Here is an 18,982-nt window from a genome sequence, read left to right as displayed (position 1 = left end):
GGGACCGCACAGGAAGGCGCATGCAGATGGAGTTGACTCGCAGGAGATTCGTGGTCGCGACCGGAGCCGCCGTCGCGGCCACCGGGGTCGCGGCGAACCCGGCACTCGCGGACGGTTCCGGGAAGGACAAGCCCGGTCCCCGGGAGCCCAAGGGCGAATGGCTGGCGGGTGACACCCACGTACACGACGACCATTCGTCGGACGGCAGCCTCCCCCGGCAGACCTCCCACGACACGAAGCCCGGGAACCTTCCCGTCGGCGACCAGATCGGGCAGGGCGCGAAGACCGGACTGGCCTTCATGCCGCTGACCGACCACCGCACCTACGACCAGCACTGGGACCCGCAGTACACGTCGTCGGAGCTCATCCTGATCCCCGGCGAGGAGGCGAACGGTTCCCCGCACGCCGTCGTCCTCGGCCATGTCGACGTCATCGTCGACGGCGCCAACCCGCCCGGCTCGGCGGCCTTCCGCCATGTCCAGCAGTCCGTCTGGGACGCCCACGCGCAGGACGCGGTGTGGCAGACGGCGCACCCGGACGACGGCGAGTACACCCGCGCCGGCGGCCCCAACGACAACGCGAGCACCCAGGGCGTCGACACCGTCGAGGTGCTGAACGTGTCCAAGGACCCCGACGCCCAGATGGAGTACGCCGAGAACCGCTGGAACGCGGGTTTCCGGTTCGGTGTGACGGGCGCCAGCGACTGCCACTTCCGGGAGCTGTGGGACATCGCGGGACCCGGACAGCCGACCACCTGGGTGTTCGCCACCGAGCGCTCCGAGCGCGGCATCCTGGACGCGCTGCGGGCGGGCCGGACCTCCGTCTCCGCCTCCATCGACGGTCCGTTCGTGACCCTGGAGGCGGATGTCGACGGTGACGGACAGTTCGAGGCGATCGGCGGCGACGAGGTCGTCGTACGGGACCGCCACCTGTCGAAGAAGGCCGCGCTGCGGGTACGGGTCAAGGGCGGCGTCGGCGCCACCGTGCTCGTCTACGCCGCGCCTGGCCGCTCCGCGGGCCCCGTGGCGACGTTCCGGCCCGTACGGCAGAACGAGACGTACGAGCTGCCGCTCGTGCTGAAGGGTGACCACACCTGGTACCGGGTCGAGGTGCGTTCGCCGGGCTCCGCGTCCGGCGCCGACGCCGACCCGGATCTGCCGGACCAGTTCCGCGGTGCCGCCTCGCCCGTGTTCATCTCGGTGCAGGCCCCGGCCGACCCGTCCCCCGCCATTCCCCTGCCGCTCGCGGACCGCACCGCCGACCACGCCACCGCGGTGTTCGGCGAGGCGGGCGGGTTCGCCGGCTTCGCCGATGTCGCGGCGGACAACAAGGTCACGCACGTGGTCGCCGAGGTCCACGAGAACCACCGCAGCTTTGTGGTCTACCGGCAGATCGACGCGCGGGGACGCCGGACCAAGGTGATCACCCTCTCCGGCGACTCCCCGACTGCGCGCTCCCCGCGCGTCGCGGCGTCCGGCGAGCATGTCTGGGTGGTGTGGCAGGACTCGCGCGGCAAGGAGCAGCCGCACCGGCCCGCGATCCTGCTGCGCGAGAGCAAGGACGGCGGCCGCACCTTCGAGGCCGCCGAGCGCCTCAGCAAGGACGGGGGCCGGGCCATCCACCCGGCGATCGCCCTGCTCGACGACAAGCACCCCCTGGTGGCCTGGTCCGACAACTCGGGCGGCGCGTTCGACGTGTACGCGCGGATCATCGGGATCGACCGGGCGCCGGTGAACCTCTCGGCGGCCGGCAAGACGATCGTCGAGGGCACCCCGGACGACTCGCGGTCACCGCACTACCCCGCGTCGCTCTTCCCCTCGGTCGCCGTCACCGCGGACCGTCGCGCCCTCGTCACCTGGCAGGACAACCGCTTCGACCCCGACCCGCTGTGGACCGGCCACACCCCGGCCCCCGGCGAGGACCCGGATCACGGCACGGACCCCGACAACTGGCAGATCCTGGGCATCGTCCGCCCCTCCCCCGGCCGCGCCTGGGAGCCCCCTGTGCAGATCAGCGCCGCGACCGACGTGGCCGACCGGCACCCCAGCGTGACCGCGGACCGCGACGGTGGGTTCGTCGTCATGTGGGAGAGCAGCGCACTGCGCAGCTCGGGGGTCAATCTGTCCCTGCGGGCCTGCCGGTCCACCGACGGCGGTACGACCTGGTCGGCGTGGGAGTCGGTGGCTCTCGAGGCCACCGCGATGAGCCAGCGCCCCCGGCTGAGCACGGACGCGGACGGGACGGTGCGCGCGGTCTGGTACGACACCCGCGCGGCCGACTGGCGCTGGAAGGTGTGGACCGCGACGCTCGACCGGCGTACGGGCTGGACCACGGCCAAGCAGCTGACCACCCTGGGCAACAACACCTGGGCCGCCGCCGCCCAGGGCGTGGTCGTCTTCACGAGTGACCGCGCGGCCACCCGCACCCAGCGCGACCGGACCCAGCAGATCTACCTGCTGCGGACGCGGTAGTCCGCCGCGGCAGTCCCGTCCCGGACAGGCCGACCCGTACCGTAAGGCCGGGTCGGCAGCCAGGCAGGCGGGCGAGGCAGCTCGCGCGTCACGCAGTCACACGCCCACGGGCCAGGTCTGATCTCTGACCTGACGCCGGCACGGCGGACGTGAACCCCGATCCCCACCGAAGTCCTCGAAACGTCTCACCGCCAAGAATGCACGGGCTCGTTAGGCTTCCCGGGCCGTTCGTCTACGCGAACTCCGTCACTGGATGGCCACTCGCTTACGTCCGTTGTTGAGCCGTCTCGGGCGGTTACGGGTTACCACCCCTCTTCAGCCGGGCCGATAAGTGCCATACCTACCAGCCTGGCCAAATGGATTGCTCTATTCTCCTGCCCTTGTCGAACGTCTACTAGAACCGTGTGTCCGCGAACTGGTTCGCCATCTGCTGTGCTGTTGAAGCATGCCTGTACACCAGTACGGCCGGTCGACGGCGTCGACTGGCGGGTGAGGTCGGCGACTCTGGCCGAAAGCACTCCATCCAACCAATTCTGGCCGCTGCCGTCGTTGTCCAGGACCTTGCCGATGTGCAAGAACGCGCCGGGGGCGACACCCTGTCGGCGCAGTGACGGCCATCTATTGCAGGCGCGTCTTCGTAGCGCCTGCGCTTGCCGGACTGCGCGGCCCGGGGCTGCCCGCACCGCTCGCACAACTCCGGTGGTCAACTGAGTGTCTGCCTGTCCCAGCTCACGGGTCGTCGATAAATGTCACGTGGCCGATGCGGCCCGCCATCTGCTGGGTCAACCTGAGGGTTCGCACACGCAAACTGGTGACGCGCAGCCGGTCTGGAGACGCGCGGCGCGATCTCGACGACCAGGCGAGCGCCGGAAGCGACGACGGCGTCGTCGACGCGCTTCTCGGTGTTGCGGAGCAGCGTCTGAGGGTTCTCCTTGTGAAGGAGGGGGTCCGCCGTCGGATCGAGCTGTTCGCGAGTGGCTACTCGGAGCCGGTGCCTGGCTCAGACGGTCGGGACGGTGCCGCCGTCGATCACGTACTCGGCACCTACGATTGCCGAGGCGCGGTCCGAGACCAGGAACCCGACCAGATCCGCGTATCCCCGGTGTTCGCGAATCGACCCAGGGGTACTCCTCCGAGGGAGTCGTAGATGGTCTGCTTGGCTGCTTCACGTGTGAGTCCGTTGCCCTCGGCGATCCGGTCCACGAATCTTTCGTAGGCTTCGGTCTCGATTCCGCCGGGGCTGACTGCGTTGACCCGTACGCCGCGCGGCGCGAGCTCATTGGCAAGTCCCTTGCTGTATGTGCGCAGCGCGGCCTTCGCTGCTGCGTAAGCCAAGGACGCGTCGTATTGGGGCAGCTCACGCTGGATCGAGGTGAAGTGCAGCACCACGCCCGACCCAGAACCGATCATTGCCGGGAGAAGAGCTCGATCTAGCCGCACCGCTCCACGGAGGTTGAGGTTGAGCTCGGTGAGCCACTGGTCATCGGTGATGGCCGCGAATCCACCAGACGGCGTCGACGCCCCTCCGACGACGTGCACCAGGATGTCGAGTGTGCCGCCGGCCCCTGCGATTCGAGCGCCCACGGCGTTGGTGCCTTCTACCGTCAACAGGTCCGCTTCGATGGATCGGTCAGGGTGCTCGTACCCGTCGGGCATCGTTCGCGCCGTCACGTACACGTCGGCACCCATCTCTCGCAGTCTCTCCCGGGGCAGTGGAATCCGGCGCCATCCCGAGGCGACACTCGGGTCTTCGGCCTGCACAGCCTCAGCCCACGGCACGAAAACGGTCCACCGACTCCGTCGGCGGACCGTCACGAAACATCGAGGTTAAGCCTTTCACACTCAGAGAGTTCACGGATCGTATTAGCCAGTGCGACCATGACTCGCACCTCTTCATCGGAGAGCAGGATGCGCCCGAGTGGCGCCTCCGGGTCCTCCAGGACAAGAGTGTCATCAAACCGGAGATCGAGATTCAGGGTGAAATAGTCAAAGTAGCCCTCCTGAGGGTACTTCCGCTCAATCCAGACTCGCCTTCAAATCACTGCTACCTGCTGATGTCGGGGTCAGTTGGGCTTGTTGGCGAACAGCACGCACGTGATGATGTGCTCCGGCGAGCGGATCCTCCCTTGGTCAACGGCGCTACGTAGGACGGACTGTGCGTGGGTCGTTCCAGCCGACGGCGAGTGCTTGGGCGTAGGCGATACGGAAGTCGAGACGTCGAGGATCGAGGCGGAACCCGGGCCTGCTCGAGTAGGTCAGAGCCGAGCCCCCGTCGGTGCCAGACCATCGAATGGATCTAGGTTTCCCGTGGCTGTCTCGCGGTCCCTCCACCAGCCAGAAGCAGACGACGATTACGAGCCAGAGCGGCACCCACAGGGGGGGACAGGCCAACCGACAAAGTCCAGCCATACCAGGTGCCGACCTTCCCGACGAATCTCTCTCCGGATGTGACCTGCAGCGTCCACCGGCCCCGTCGTGGCCACGGAAGGAGACGCCCGGGCCGGAAGCTTATCCGAGCAGTCTGCGCGCCTTCCGGCGAGTAGACCTCGAATTCGCGCGTCGGGGTGGAGGCCTTCTCGGCGCGGAAGGTGAGACAACCGAGCGGTGCGCCGTCGAGACTGTTGCACATCCAGATGGCCGACTCGTGACCGTGCCTTTCATATCGCAGGGCTTCTGCCAGCGGCGCACCGCCGCCGCGGGCAAAGCGCAAACTGCGGAGCTCCCACCGGTCGCTGACACCCGGGCGCGGCCTGCCGGAGTCAGGTTTCAACGCGTACGTCACGAACGAATAGGGGACAGCCTGAGACGAGGGGCGCGTGTTCGGCGAGGGCATGGCGCGCTGGGGATCAGTGTTCATAATCATCCCAAGTCGTTCATCGTGCTCATGGACCGCCCGGCGGTGCCACCAGCCTCTTGGAGCTGTTCGAAGCCGTAGAACCAGGACTCCTGGAACTCCTCACAGGCCTTCTCCAAGTCTCCGAAACCAAACCCACCGGGTTTGGTTTGGTAGTAGCCGGCCACGGTTGAGATACATCCCCCTCTGATGACTGTTCGGCATGTTCCCGACACACTGTAGCGGTCGCGTGTGGCTGTCTATGGGCGAGTTGAGAGAGCCCGTGCCATGAAGAAGCTTCAAAGTCAATCGGGGGCGGCCGCCCCTTGGCCTCCAGCCGTGCCAGGCAGGACGTCGGCCTGGCCCTCTTCCTTACGCACGAGCTCCCGCACGCCGGGTAGTGCCGCTGCCGGTCCGCTGAGGGCGATCGCAGGTGAGTGAGTTCCTGGTGATCGCCTTGACTCCGGGATGCCTCTACGTGCCGTTCACCCGGTTCGGGGGAAACGGCGGTGCCGCCGCCGACCCGCCAGGCGGAGCTTCGGCGCTCCGGCAGCGTGCCGTCCGTGTCCCCCCTCGGCCCCCGACGCGAAACAACCACGCACCGACCGACCAGCTCATCCGGACAAAACTGCCTAGTTCAACGGGCGTGGGCTGGTCCGGAGGGCCGCCGCGTGCAGCTCGTACTACCGGCCGCCGGCCAGCGGCTAGAGGCGATGCCGGCACCCAGGAGGTATGTGCGCCGGTATCGATTTACTTCGAGGACTGGTCACCGTGGTCGTCGTGGAGCGCGAGGCGACGGTCCTGTTCGCGCTTGGAGAAGGCGGCTGCCCGGATCGCCTCGTCGCTCTCCAAGCCTAATCCCAGTGCGCCGCCCACCGTGGCGACCGAAGCGACGAACCACGACAACGTCAGGTATTCCGTAGCGTGCAGCGGCGTTCGCGTCATGGAAGCGAACACCCGATCGTTGAGAATGAACAGCGCCCGCATCAAGTTGATGACCATCAAACCCGCATAGCAGACGAGCACCCCGATACCCACGGTTAGGACCGTCGAGGCGTTGTAGAGGCTCGTCCTCTTCCTTTGCTCCCAGCACCGGGGCCACGATCGCGTCCGCCACCGCGAAGACCCGCTCAGGCATCACCCCGGCACGCACCGCACGCCGCGCCACCGGCCACCCGATCGGTGTCCAACCCGGATGGACGGCATGCGTGCCCACTGCATGCCAGGCAACGGCACACCCAAACCAACGATCCCATGATCCAAACGGGCCCCACCGATGGTGAGACTCACGCAGGAGTGGTGTGCCGAAACTCTCTCCCCCCGTTACCGTCTTCGATGGCTCCGCAATGGAGTCTCTGGCCTTCGGGTCCGGCATGACTTCCCCCTCCTGTTGTTGATGATCCGGGGGGTGGTGTCACCGGGCCCGAAGGCATCGACGGACCGCTGATGAGGGGCTTGAGCACCGGCTTCACCCGGGCCGGAAGAGCTCTCCGTAACGCGGATGTGGCCGCTCGATGCCGAGGCAAGGCCGGACGAAAGCGTGACCGGAGGGGCCTGCACGTGATCGACACCGGCGACATCGACGTCTTCCTCGGCCTGGACGTCGGCAAGGGCGAACACCACGCCACCGCCGTCACCCCGGCCGGGAAGAAGGCGTTCGACAAGCGCCTGCCTAACACCGAGCCCATGCTCCGCGAGCTGTTCGCGAAACTGCAGGCCAAGCACGGAACGGTGTTGGTCGTGGTCGATCAGCCGGCCTCGATCGGGGCCCTGCCGCTGGCGGTCGCGCGGGACATGGGCTGCCCGGTCGCCTATCTGCCGGGGCTGACGATGCGGCGGATCGCCGACCTCTATCCGGGTGAGGCGAAGACGGATGCGCGGGACGCATTCATCATCGCGGACGCGGCCCGCGCGATGCCCCACACACTGCGGGTGATCGACGGCGAGGACGAGACGATCGCCGAGCTGGAGATGATCGTCGGCTACGACGACGACCTGGCCGGCGAGGCCACCGCGTCGCGAACCGGCTGCACGGCCTGCTCACCCAGATCCACCCGTCGCTGGAAAGGGTCTTGGGGCCGCGGTTGCAGCACCCGGCCGTCCTCACGCTGCTGGAACGGTTCGGTTCACCGGCACAGATACGCAAGGCGGGCCGGCGGCGGTTGGTCACACTACTGCGGCCGAAGGCGCCGAGGATGGCCGAGCGACTGGTCGAGGAGATCTTCACCGCCTTGGACGAGCAGACCGTGACGGTCCCAGGCACCGAGGCGGCCGCGTTGATCGTCCCGAGCCTGGCCGGATCCCTGGCCGCCGTCCTCGACCAGCGCAAGCTGCTGGCCGGTCGGATCGAGGAACTGCTGGAGGCCCACCCTCTTTCGAAAGTCCTGACGTCGATGCCGGGGGTCGGCGTCAGGACCGGAGCCCGGATCCTGACCGAGGTCGGCGACGGCAGCACCTTCCCGACCGCTGGCCACCTTGCCGCCGACGCGGGTCTCGCCCCCGCCACCCGGAGCTCGGGCTCCTCGATCCGAGGCGAACAGCCTTCCAGGAGAGGAAACAAGCGGCTCAAACGGGCCTTCTTCCTCTCCGCGTTCGCCGCACTCGGCGACCCGGCATCCCGGTCCTACTACGACAAGAAGATCGCCCAGGGCAGGCACCACACCCAGGCCCTGCTCTGCCTCGCCCGACGCCGGGCCGACGTCCTCTTCGCGATGCTCCGCGACGGAACCTTCTACGAACCCCAACCGGCTGCGGCCAGGTGAGCAGTCCGAACCGCTTGGTCAGTCCTCCGGCCGAAGCCGCTGCCGAGCGGCCGCAAGCCGCTGGTCATAGTCAGACGCGAACAGCTCGGGAAGGGCCTTGTCGAGTGTTGCGGCGATCCGATGGATCGGCGCCCAGACCGCCGGATCGTCGACAACTCGGCTGAGGTCCGTCATCTGGAGCTTCTCCAGCCAGTGCGACAGCACCAATGCCTCGTCACTCGTGAGCTTGATCGTGACCTGGCTATCACTCATACACACCCCTACCGCTCGGCCCGCCTGACCGCACGAGCCTACTGGCCTTGGACCTTGACCAAACACATAGGGGCACGTTACCATCCGCTCCTGGTCGAGCCGAGTGTTCACTGCGCCACGCTCCCGCACCCAGGTCCACCTGCTCGCGGCGATGACCGGCACCGGCCTGGTCACCGCCCGGTGCGAGACCCGCTGCTCGGGCTCGACACTTACGTCGGTCAGTCCACTGGGCTCATGGCCACCACCTCTTCTCGGTCAGTCGGGAGTCCTGCTTCCGGTACTCCCGATCGATCAAGCGGACGTCGCGTCGCCGACATCACGGGTCACAGGCCCCTCGGTCAGGCTCGCGAGTCTTGCCGGATAGCTCTTCTCGAGCATGGTGCGCAGGGCGTCGCCCGCGAAGGGCCCGAGGTACCGCAGTGCCCGGAGCAGGACTTCGCGGCCCTCCAGGAACTGCTCGTAGACCTCGAAGTGCAAAACGTTCGCGGGGCGTGACTCGGGTGCTCGAGGGCGGTCTTCGGCCCGGGGCCCGCCTTGCACTGCGTGCTCCGACTGCTCGCACTGCGCGCAGGCACGGAGCCAACGGCAAGTCATGTAAGGGTGTTTGTCTTACTGGCTCTAACAAAAGCGGTTTGATCATGTGACTGTCAGCTTGATCGCACGTTGGTGAAGCATGGGGAAGCGTCAGTCGCGGCCGTGGATCGTGTCGGACGAACTGTGGTCGCTGATCGAGCCGTTGCTGCGCGAGCCGCCGCCGAAGCAGGTCGAGGGGCGGCCGCGTGTGCCCGACCGGCAGGCCCTGTGCGGGATTCTGTTCGTGCTGCACACCGGCATCCAATGGGAGTACCTGCCGCAGGAGCTGGGCTTCGGCTCGGGCATGACGTGCTGGCGCCGCCTGGCCGCGTGGAACGAGGCCGGGGTCTGGGATCAGCTGCACCAGCTGCTGTTGAACAAGCTGCGGTCGAAGAACCAGCTGGACTGGTCGCGGGCGGTGATCGACTCCTCCCGCGTCCGGGCCGCACGCAGGGGCCCAAAAGCGGACCCAGCCCGGTCGACCGCGCACCTCCGGGCAGCAAGCACCACGTCCTCACCGACGGCCAGGGCATCCCACTCGCGGTTTCACTGACCGGCGGCAACCGCAACGACGCCACCCAACTCCTGCCCCTGCTCGACAAGATCCCGGCCGTGGCCGACGTCGTCGGCCGGCCGCGCCGCCGACCCGACACGCTCTTCGCAGAGCGCGGCTACGACCACGACAAGTACCGCCGGCTCCTGCGACAACGCGGGATCCGGCCGGTGATCGCCGAACGAGGGCAGCCGCACGGCACCGGCCTGGGCACCTTCCGCTGGGTCGTCGAGCGCACGATCTCCTGACTGCACGGCTTCCGACGCCTTCGCATCCGCTGGGAACGACGCGACGACATCCACGAAGCCTTCCTCGGACTCGCCGTCCGCCTGATCACCCACCGCCACATCCAGCGGCTTTGTCATGGCCAGTAAGGCGCCTGTGCCGGCGGGGCCAGCGGATTTCCCGTGCGCAGCAAACAGACATCATGTCGGCTCGGTGCGGCGCCCGGTCGCCTCTCGCACCCCGTGATCCAGGCGAAGGGTGACGAGGCCGCTCCGGAGCCCTACAGACCGCTGTTCGCGGCCGTACAACCATTGGGGCCGGTCGGGAGTCCTTCCTGCACTGCTCGTTTCTTGATCACGTCAGTGACTCAAGCGACAGCGCCCACATTTCGATTCTTATCGTGGATGCCGTCAGGTGTCCCTATTTACAGGGGTTGTCATGGTTCGCGGAGTCCGAATCTCGGTGGCTGTGGCCGTCGTTGCGTCACTTGTCGGCGGTGTGGTGACGGTGTCGGCCGACGCCGCGGCTGCTGCACCATCAAGGCTCGCCGACGACTTCAACGGCGACGGATACAGTGACCTCGCCATCGGCATGCCGGACAGGACGATCAACGGCAAGAGCCGCGCCGGCGCAGTCATCGTGGCCTTCGGATCTGCTCGGGGGCTGACTGCGAAGCGAGTCTTCCTCTCCCAGAATTCCGCCGGTGTGCCCGGCACCTCGGAGACGGACGACATCTTCGGCGGCAGCCTGGCGAGCAGGGATCTTGACGGTGACGGCTATGCGGACCTGCTGATCGGCAGCGAGGGGGAATCCGTCCCGGGCGCCTCCATCAGTGGTGCGGTGACGGTGCTGTGGGGTGGCGTCTCCCCGTTCCGCAGTGGTCTCCTCCTTCCCTCGGGACCTTCATTTCCCTCGCGCATGTTCGGTGTCGACATCGCCGTCGGTGACTTCGTCGGTGACTCGGCTGCAGACGTCGCGGTGGGCGGCGCGACCGGGGTACGGCTGTACCCCGGGCCCTTCACCCGCGCCAAAGCCCCATCCGGCCACGCGATCCCTGCGGAGGAGCCGGGTGGCTGGAACATCGCAGCCGGCAACTTCACCGGTGACGGAAAGGACGAACTAGCCGTCGTCTTGCAGCGCGCCACTGTCATCTACGGGCAGCAGCCCGGCACCACCGACATCGCTACCTTCACGCCCCAGGCCAGGCGAGACGGTGGCAACGCAGTCGCCGCTGGTGACCTCGACGGCGACGGCCGCGACGACCTCGCGGTCGGTACGTCCGACCCTCGCCTCTGGCCCAATGGCCGCCCAGACCCCAGCGGCGGCGCAGGCTACGTGACTCTCTACTACGGCACTGCAGACGGGGCGGGGGGAATCGAAGCCGCACGGCACATCTATCACCAGAACACCGCCGGCATTCCCGGCGGCAACGAACGCCAAGACAACTTCGGAGCAGCACTGGCGATCGGCGACATCACCGGAGACCACCACGCCGAACTCGCCGTCGGCATCCCCTGGGAAGCACTCGGCGGAGGCAACCAGGCCGGTGACGTACTGGTCCTCCGTGGCACGACAAACGGGCTGACCACCACGAACGCCGCGCACTATACCCAGGACACCCCCGGAATCCCCGGCACCGTCGAGGGTGCCGACGTCTTCGGGTCCCAGGTCCGCCTCACCGACTACAACGGCGACGGCAAAGCCGACCTCGCCGTATCGGCCCCTTACGAGGATGAAGGCAACGGCGCCGTCTGGCAGTTGCGCGGAACAGGCAGCGGGCTCAGCACCAGCACGGTCAGCTACTTCGGCCCCAAGGAATTCAGACTACCGGCAGGTAGCGGTATCGGCACCACACTCCTCGACTGACCACAGCCACCTTCGCCCCAACCGAGCACGGCTTGCGCCGCCTGCACTTCCATCCGACCGCCGCTCCACCGTCCCATAACCCACAGGACGGCGAACAAACCCCCCGACACAACTACCCGACCCTCCCGGCCCCGCAGCCGCGAAGGCCAGGTGGTTACCTTTCTCGGACTGCTTAACTTGAATGCGTCATGTCGGTTGCTGGGATCAGGTGGTCACCGATTGCGGTTGGGGCTCCACTCGTAGGTTCCTGGTGCCCTCTCGATGACTTCGCGCGGCCATGTCTGCCGGACCTGTTCCAGGCGCCCGCGGTGCTCCACGATCCAGTCTCCCTGGGGTCGGGTTCCCAGGACTGTCGTAAGACGGTCCGGGTCGCTGACCTGGATCGACAGCCAGCCGTCTTCGTGCACGTGGATGTCAAGGCTCAGGCCGCGGCCTTCGCCGATGCTGGCTGTTTGGCCTGGTCCCAGGTTGGACAGCTCCTGCTCCCAGGAGTCCAGGTCGTGCTGGAAAAGGTAGAGGTCGAGCCGGGCGTCCACGAAGCTCGCGGAGGCGAGTACGTCCGCATGCAGGATGTCGTGGCCGGTCAGCACGCCCAGCTGGGACCGTCCCGTGACGCGCACGATGCAGCGATTCCCGTCCGGATCGGCGAGGTGGATCAGGTCCATCGGAGCGGGTTCCGTCATGAAGTTGCTCGCTTTCGTGCGCTGGTGTGGGCTGCATCGTCTCCTACCGGCGGACAAGCGACACAGTCAGCCCAGGCCTGGAGAATCAGGTGCCCAGAGCCAAGCCGGTACCGGCAAGACAGCCGTCGATCACGTCCGGCCAGTACTGGAGCTGCTTGAGCCGACGCTTGACCGCCCTACTTGGCTGAGGCTGGCGGCGGCGAGGTTGCCGATGTCGCGCTTGACCAGGGACCACACGCCCTCGGTTGGGTTGAGGTCGGGCGCGTACGTGGGTAGCTGAACGACCGTGAGCCATTCGGCGTTCGCGTCGATGAACTCGCGCAGCGGCATCGTCAGGTGTCGTCGGACGTTGTCCCAGACCAGCACTCGCCGGAACCGCGGCCGCGCAGCCGCACAACGGCGTGCAGCCCCAGCGGCCCCAGGTTCTGGCACGCGGCGGAGTCACCGACTGCCCGGCCTCGTCTTCAGAGACGATCCAGGCCCCGCGCTCCGCCGCGATGCGTTTACCCGGGGCCAGGTCTCCTTCTTCCGGACTTCGACCGAGGCGTCGTCACGCTCGATGGCAGGCTTTTGCCACAACCAGCAATTCGCCGACCGCACCGGCGTAGTCCGCACGCTGCCGACGCAATCCCGCTCGGAGACAGCCCGCACCCACTGTGGCCCACAGCAACCGACAGAACGCGTTGACCAGCTGTAACGTGGCCTCTGCCGGGTAGCATTCCCCCCTGAGCGTCGCCGCTGACCTGAACGCCGCCATTACCGACGAGGGTCGCCGAACCGACTCTGTTTCGGCACCTGGGGCGGCACGTTTCATCGGTAACCCCAGGTCGCGGGCCTCCCACAATCCTCTGTGTCACACCTCAGTGGCAGACTGCGGCACAACGAAGCTTCAGAAGGAGCAAGGCGTTGCGGCAGGGTCACCCGTCGAGCGCCACTGCTCGGGGGTGGCTGGTGCCACGGGGGGAGATGCGCGGCTGTGATCTTCGACAGTCTTGATGTGTCGTACGGCGAGATGTGGGGTTCCTATCGGGGAATGACCCATCCGGTCCCGATGTCGCGCGCGCTCGCGGCACGCAAGCATGCGGCCGGGGTGGACTACGCGGTTCTGCTTTCCGCGCGGGAGCGACCGCTGGCACTGATCGAATACTGGCCGCGGCGTATGTGGCGTGTGTATCTGTTTGACGACAGGTCCTGGTGCATGCAGATGATCGACCTCAAGCCTCACAGCCCGGGAATGTTGCTGGCTCAGCGGAACACCCGATGGCAGTTTCCCGACGAGCAGGCGCACTTGTACGGGAAGTGGGACATTCAGGAGACCACGACCGTCTCGGCCGACGGGCAGGTCGAGGTGAGGTCCGAGTCCGCCGGACCGCGGGGCGGGTCGCCGGAGTCATCGCACGATCGAGCATCCGGCCGGTCGAGCGTCCCCGTGCGCCAGTTCGCGACGCCCATTGCGGACTTCCTCTGTCACGCGCCGGAATTCGGCGACTGGCAGGTGTTCGCGCCGTTCCTCGCCCAGCAGGGCCACGAGTCCGCCGCGACCGTAGTCCTGAACGACGTGTCGGTGGACGAAGGATCGGGACCGCTGCGCGCCACCGGAATCGAGCAACTATTCAGCCCGGGTGCGTGCGACACCCGGGAGGGGCCGGCCGTCGTCGAGCCCATTGACGTCGGCATGCTGCGGATCACGTCAGGGCAGCTGGCGGTCTCTGACCCCGGCTGGATCAGCAACCCGCGTACCGTCGCTGTGCCACGGGGCGAGTTCCCGGTCACTCTGTCGCTTTTGCGGACGACGCGCGGAGCCGGTGTCGCCGCGGCAAGGGTGATGTTCCTGGACATCCCTCCCCAAGAGTGGGAAATGACCCTCCGGCCTGACGAGGACCTGGGGTTGCTCGGCGAGGGCCAGTTCTACGGGGTTGGCGTGGATACCGGCACAGCGGCCTTCATGGATGCGACGCGGACCGTGACCGAAGACCAGCTGGACGACGACATTTTCATACCCCTCGACAGCGACAGCCAATTCAGCGTCGAACTGCCCGGCACAGAGCCCGAACCGAACCTCATCGCCTTCCGTGCCGGCCAAGGCGACGGGGCCTACCCCGTCTGGACCGGCCGCACCGAAGACGGGCAGGTTAGTTGCGTCGTCGTCGACTTCCAGCTCCATTCCGCCGACGGAGCGGAGTAAGGACCGCCGACCACCGGCGCGGGCCGCACTGCCCACTCCAGCTCAACACGTTGGACTTGACGGAGCACTCCCCGTCGATCTCGCGGCGCAGTTCGTCGGGGCTGACCACGACGTCGACCGCCGTGATGGCGTACGTCGACTTGCCCGAGGCTGCGGGACCGACCGCGACCGACAGAGCTCCGGGCTCGACCGGGCTCACGGCCGAACCCTGCCGGTCGTGGGCGTCGAGGGCAGGTTCTGCCGGATGTGACCGCCAGCAGCGACTTTACTTGTTGCACTCCGCACCTAAAATGATCAGGCCGTGCTCGCGGACATGCCACCCGCCGTTCCGGCTCCCTTTACCCCACACGCGTGGAGCGGGGCCCCACCGCTGCGCCACGAAAGGGATTTCGTCCTGTTTCGTCATGGTATGCAGCTATGGAGAAGTTCATGCGTATAGGTAGGAGAACCCCGAGGCGGGCGACGGACGGCCGCCGCACGTCCGGTGGACCGAAGGAGCGCGGCAACCGGATCGTCGTTCTCGACGCACTGCGGCTCATCGCAGCGCTGATGGTCGTCTTCTACCACTACGTTGCCTTCGGTGAGGGGTGGGACGGCCCCCAAGCGCAACTCTTCCCCGTCATCTTCCGACCGTCCGCGTACGGGTGGCTGGGGGTGGACCTGTTCTTCATGATCAGCGGCTTCGTCATCTGCATGAGCTGCTGGGGACGTTCCGTCGCGGACTTCTTCACGTCCCGGGTAATCCGGCTGTTTCCCGCCTACTGGCTGGGCGTGCTGGCGACGACCGCGGTGGTCGCGCTCGTCCCAGGCGGCCTCGAGCCCCATGCGTGGCGCGAGGTGCTGGTCAACCTGACGATGCTGCAGTGGCCGGTCGACGTCGACCACGTGGACGGGGTGTACTGGACGCTCTGGGCCGAACTGCGCTTCTACCTGCTGTTCGCCCTCGTCGTGTGGCGCGGCCTCACCTACCGGCGGGTCATCGCCTTCTGCTGCATCTGGACGACCCTCGCCCTGCTGGCCAAGGGCTACGGCTCGGGCCCGCTCAGCGACCTCTTCATGGCCCAGTACTGCTGGTTCTTCATCGCCGGCCTGGCCTTCTACCTGATCTACCGCTTCGGCCCGAACCTGCTGCTGTGGGGCATCGTGGCCCTGTGCTTCGCCATGGGCCAGCACACCGCAATGCAGACCTGGCGGCGGACGCTGCAGCACGTAGGGCACAACGTGCCCGGCTGGGGCGTAGCAGTACTACTCGCGGTCTTCTTCGCCGTGCTGGCGGGCGTCTCACTGGGCTGGTTCCACCGCATCAACTGGCGCTGGCTGCCCGCGGCCGGGGCGCTCACCTATCCGCTGTACCTGTTCCACGAGTCCATCGGCTGGGAGATCTTCCACCACCTGCAGCACCGGGTCGACCACTGGACACTCCTCGCCGGCACTGTCGCGGCCATGCTCCTGCTGGCCCACCTGGTACACCAGCTCGTGGAGAAACCTGTCGCCAACAGACTCAAGCTCCATCTCAGCACCGCCTTCGCACAGGTACGAGCCGCCGACACCAACAGTCACCCACACCCCCGGCCCGCCCACACCACCCGACCGGCCCCCGACACGGCCACCCACGAACAGCAAACCCTCGTCACCACAGCCCCGCACTGAGCAGACGCCATCGGCCAGACCCACCCCCGCACCCACCGACCGCACAACCTGTAGACAGGACAAACCAGTCCGGTCGCTGTACCCGTGGCAGGCGAAGCGTGCCCAGCCACGGGCCTGCAAGGCGCCGGGAGCGCCGTGGCGAGTCGCGTCCGCGCCGACCAGAACCGTGCCGCCGGGAATGAGAGCGGGAAGGTGGTCGGCTTCGGCCTGAGCGCCATGCAGGTCCGGGGCGTCCGGAGTGTGCGGCATCGCGACCACCAGCAGCCGCGCCAGGCCGACCCCCTCGGCGAGGATCTGCGGATCCGGCGGCTGCCGTCGCGCGTCCTGGAGCCCCTGGTCGCCCTCGCCATGCTCGCTCGTGCGGCTGATCACCCGCCTCACGGAGCACCGGGCCACCCCGGTCAGCCACATTCTGCACTGGGAGCCCAGCCACGCAGTGTTGTAGGCGTCGCCGGGACGCACGGGGCGGCACAGGCTCGCGGTCGGCCCCGGGGTACGCGGGGGGCGTCCCGGGTACCCGCGGCGCCCCGGATACCAGCGCTGCGAGGATGCCGCGACACAAGCCGACTCTCGATGCCCAGCTGCCGCCGTACCGGCGGGCGAAGTTGCTGCGCCGGCCCCCTGGGGGCGACATGGTCCAGAAGCAAGCCGGCGGGCCGTGCTACGGCGGTGGGCCGCCGGGTCGACTGGCGTTGAACCCAGGGCCGCCACCAAAAGCCTCGGACAGGGCGCCCGTCGGCGGGGGCGCACAAAGTCTTGTGCCTCCAGATCGATTGCACTCATCATGTCAACGGCCGCTTTACAGACCTCAGTTGGGAGTCGACTTGATCAAGGAAAACGCTGTCAAGCTAGGCCGGAGAACCGCCACCACGCTGGCGGTCACCTCCCTTGCGCTTCTCGGCTCGGTGTCGACTGCGCATGCGGGCGGCTCGTGCGACATCACGGGCTGCTCCGAGTTCACCAACGGCAGCCACCTCGGCGTGCTCGCCGTCCAGAACTGGACCTGCTCGACCGGGACGACGGCCACCGCCAGCACGGGCTGCGTGAGCCTGAGCACCACCAAGTGGATCTACCCGACGGAACGGACTCCGAGCCGTCAGGACTGGGACGCCTTCCGTGTCGACGCGGGCTACTGCTACAAGGTCGAGTTCCTCAACGAGTTCCCGCTTCTGACGAAGAGGTGGACCATGACCTACGACCGCTCGAACTCCAGCACGCCCGTCTATGTCAAGATCGAAAACCCCTCGCAGGCCTACATCCTCGCGCAGAAAGCCGGTTCCTGCCCCTAAAAGAGCGTTTTGTCCTGTCGAGGGTGTTTGGTAAGTCGCGTGGTGTCAGCGGGTTGGGGCCACGTACGGAGGCGTGTGAGGATCCGCCCGTGGAGTGCGATGTGCGTGGACGGGCGATGTGGCGATGGCCGGTGCAGCCGACTGTGCCGGAAGAGGAGATCTGGTCCTGTTCCTCGTGCCATGCTCGCCTCGCATATGGGTGGCGAGTGGTCCGAAGTCTCGCGGCCGCCGTACTTGCCCGTGGGGATGCGCTGGGAGAAGGCCGTCGCCGACGGTCTTCCCGCCGACGTCTCCCACGCCTTCGGCATCTTCGACAGGACGCTCTACGGAATCCAAGTAGCCGGCATGTCTCCCTCGGATTACTGGTGGCTGACGGAGCGGGAGAACGCCTGTGGCGCCTGCCGAGAGGAGGCGGGTGCCATCGATGACCGCTGGCCGCAGGCAATGAGGGGCGAGGAAGCGCGGGTCAGCGTGGCCCGGCGGCTTTGAGTCCTTCCAGTTCGGAGTCGACTCTCGTGTGAGCCTGCGGCTCATCAGAACAAGTACTTCTGCCTCTTCGGCGCTCTTTCCTGCAGCCAGAGCTGACTGACGGGCCTCGTCGGCGTCCTCCTCGGCCATGTACGCCGATTTGCGTGCGTAGTTGGCGGAGAATCCGGCTTGCGCGGTGGATTCTTCGGCGGCGATGGCGTCTTGTTCGGCGCGGCTGGCGGCGTTGCGGGCGGTGGTGGCGGAGGCGGCTGCCGTATAGGGCTCGGCACCGTCGGGCCCCCTCAGAATCTGCTCGGCGCGGGCCACCGCGGTCATGATCCGCCGGACGCAACGGCCGGCCCGGGAGGACGAGGAACCTGCCGTCTTCCTCGGCCTGCAGGTGACGGGCACCAGCCTGGTGGCGCAGGACGGGCGCGAGTGCGTACTGGGACTAGGGGAATTCGCCGTCTACGAGTCGATCACTCCCTACACGCTTCTCTTCGACGAGGGAGTCGACCACCACCTTTTGCGCTTCCCCCGGGCGGCACTCGCGCTCCCCGACCGGCTGCTACGAGACACCAGCTCAGTCACCCTGGGACCCGACAACCCCGTCGCGCGTCTCGCCTTCACCTACTTCTCCCAACTGGCCGTCAGCGACGAGTTGCACCAGGGCGTGCACGCGGACGCCGGCGTGGAGCCCGGCGCCGAACTCCTCCGCGCCGTCCTGACGTCCCAGTGCGGCGACCCCGGCCTTGCCAAGGACCCGTTGGAGGCGACACTCAGCCTGCGGATCACCCAGTACATTCGGGCACACCTGGCGGACCCCGACCTGTCGGCCGCGCGGATCGCCGCAGTACACGGTGTCTCCGTACGTCATCTCTACGCTGTGCTCTCCAAGGCGGGCATCAGCCTCGGCGACTGGATCCGTATGCACCGCTTGGCGGAATGCAGGCGCGAGTTGGCCGGCTCGAACAGACAGCTGTGGACCATCGCAACGATAGGGCGACGATGGGGCTTCGTGAACGCGACGCACTTCAGCAAGGTGTTCAAACAGGCACACGTACTCTCACCGCGGGCCTGGTGCGACCAGAACCGCCCCCGCTCCTCCCCGTGACGGTCTCCCCGCCGGCGCGGGCGCGGTCGCGTTTAGCGTGACCGGCCTCGCACGTTGG

12 protein-coding genes and 4 pseudogenes are annotated in these 18,982 nt (G+C 67.4%); 9 read left to right on the top strand and 7 right to left on the bottom strand.

Annotation, left to right across the window (positions count from 1 at the left end):
- Window positions 1-20: 20 nt before the first annotated feature.
- Window positions 21-2,471 (top strand): CehA/McbA family metallohydrolase, encoded by a 2,451-nt coding sequence (locus tag ACIP2X_RS07530; RefSeq protein WP_401668690.1) that lies wholly within the window; start codon window positions 21-23, stop codon window positions 2,469-2,471.
- Between the two features lie 1,044 nt (window positions 2,472-3,515).
- On the opposite strand, the gene ACIP2X_RS07525 is transcribed toward ACIP2X_RS07530, so the two are convergent.
- The 3 genes and pseudogenes from ACIP2X_RS07525 to ACIP2X_RS07515 all read right to left on the bottom strand — a co-directional run.
- On the bottom strand, window positions 3,516-4,160 hold the full coding sequence (locus ACIP2X_RS07525) for an oxidoreductase (protein ID WP_401668687.1): 645 nt from the start codon (window positions 4,158-4,160) through the stop codon (window positions 3,516-3,518).
- A gap of 1,170 nt (window positions 4,161-5,330) precedes the next feature.
- Complete coding sequence (locus ACIP2X_RS07520; protein ID WP_401668684.1) at window positions 5,331-5,492, bottom strand: hypothetical protein; 162 nt, start codon at window positions 5,490-5,492, stop codon at window positions 5,331-5,333.
- Window positions 5,493-6,054: 562 nt separating this feature from the next.
- Window positions 6,055-6,390: pseudogene (locus ACIP2X_RS07515) on the bottom strand (hypothetical protein); the annotation flags it as partial.
- 474 nt (window positions 6,391-6,864) lie between these two features.
- On the opposite strand from ACIP2X_RS07515, the pseudogene ACIP2X_RS07510 reads away from it, so the two are divergent.
- Window positions 6,865-8,066: pseudogene (locus tag ACIP2X_RS07510) on the top strand (IS110 family transposase).
- Window positions 8,067-8,084: 18 nt separating this feature from the next.
- On the opposite strand, the gene ACIP2X_RS07505 reads toward ACIP2X_RS07510, so the two are convergent.
- Window positions 8,085-8,318 (bottom strand): hypothetical protein, encoded by a 234-nt coding sequence (locus ACIP2X_RS07505; RefSeq protein WP_401668682.1) that lies wholly within the window; start codon window positions 8,316-8,318, stop codon window positions 8,085-8,087.
- Between the two features lie 291 nt (window positions 8,319-8,609).
- Window positions 8,610-8,795, bottom strand: coding sequence for a hypothetical protein (locus ACIP2X_RS07500; RefSeq protein WP_401668681.1), 186 nt, complete (start codon window positions 8,793-8,795; stop codon window positions 8,610-8,612).
- Window positions 8,796-8,991: 196 nt separating this feature from the next.
- Here ACIP2X_RS07500 and ACIP2X_RS07495 point away from each other — a divergent pair.
- A pseudogene (locus tag ACIP2X_RS07495) lies at window positions 8,992-9,818 on the top strand (IS5 family transposase).
- 313 nt (window positions 9,819-10,131) lie between these two features.
- Window positions 10,132-11,535, top strand: a complete 1,404-nt coding sequence (locus ACIP2X_RS07490; protein ID WP_401668678.1) for an FG-GAP-like repeat-containing protein — start codon at window positions 10,132-10,134, stop codon at window positions 11,533-11,535.
- Window positions 11,536-11,747: 212 nt separating this feature from the next.
- On the opposite strand, the gene ACIP2X_RS07485 is transcribed toward ACIP2X_RS07490, so the two are convergent.
- Window positions 11,748-12,200, bottom strand: a complete 453-nt coding sequence (locus tag ACIP2X_RS07485; protein ID WP_401668676.1) for a DUF5959 family protein — start codon at window positions 12,198-12,200, stop codon at window positions 11,748-11,750.
- 147 nt (window positions 12,201-12,347) lie between these two features.
- On the bottom strand, window positions 12,348-12,584 hold the full coding sequence (locus ACIP2X_RS07480; protein WP_401668674.1) for a transposase: 237 nt from the start codon (window positions 12,582-12,584) through the stop codon (window positions 12,348-12,350).
- Between the two features lie 610 nt (window positions 12,585-13,194).
- Here ACIP2X_RS07480 and ACIP2X_RS07475 point away from each other — a divergent pair.
- The 5 genes and pseudogenes from ACIP2X_RS07475 to ACIP2X_RS07455 form a co-directional block, all read left to right on the top strand.
- Window positions 13,195-14,403 carry a DUF4241 domain-containing protein gene (locus ACIP2X_RS07475; RefSeq protein ID WP_401668671.1) on the top strand — a complete coding sequence of 403 codons (1,209 nt, stop codon included), beginning with the start codon at window positions 13,195-13,197 and terminating at the stop codon, window positions 14,401-14,403.
- A 429-nt stretch (window positions 14,404-14,832) separates the two neighbouring features.
- The gene (locus ACIP2X_RS07470) at window positions 14,833-16,053 is read left to right on the top strand and encodes an acyltransferase family protein (protein ID WP_401668668.1); all 1,221 of its coding nucleotides are present in this window, start codon (window positions 14,833-14,835) and stop codon (window positions 16,051-16,053) included.
- A gap of 905 nt (window positions 16,054-16,958) precedes the next feature.
- The gene (locus ACIP2X_RS07465; RefSeq protein ID WP_401668666.1) at window positions 16,959-17,342 is read left to right on the top strand and encodes a hypothetical protein; all 384 of its coding nucleotides are present in this window, start codon (window positions 16,959-16,961) and stop codon (window positions 17,340-17,342) included.
- Between the two features lie 180 nt (window positions 17,343-17,522).
- A complete protein-coding gene (locus tag ACIP2X_RS07460) occupies window positions 17,523-17,831 on the top strand; it encodes a hypothetical protein (protein ID WP_401668663.1) in 309 nt (102 codons plus the stop codon).
- A gap of 252 nt (window positions 17,832-18,083) precedes the next feature.
- Window positions 18,084-18,924: pseudogene (locus ACIP2X_RS07455) on the top strand (helix-turn-helix domain-containing protein); the annotation flags it as partial.
- Window positions 18,925-18,982: the final 58 nt, after the last annotated feature.

It is taken from the genome of Streptomyces sp. NPDC089424 (assembly GCF_044749345.1).
Lineage (GTDB): Bacteria > Actinomycetota > Actinomycetes > Streptomycetales > Streptomycetaceae > Streptomyces.
The sequence above is the reverse complement of the archived record's forward strand: the minus strand, read 5'-3'. Positions and strand labels throughout refer to the sequence as shown.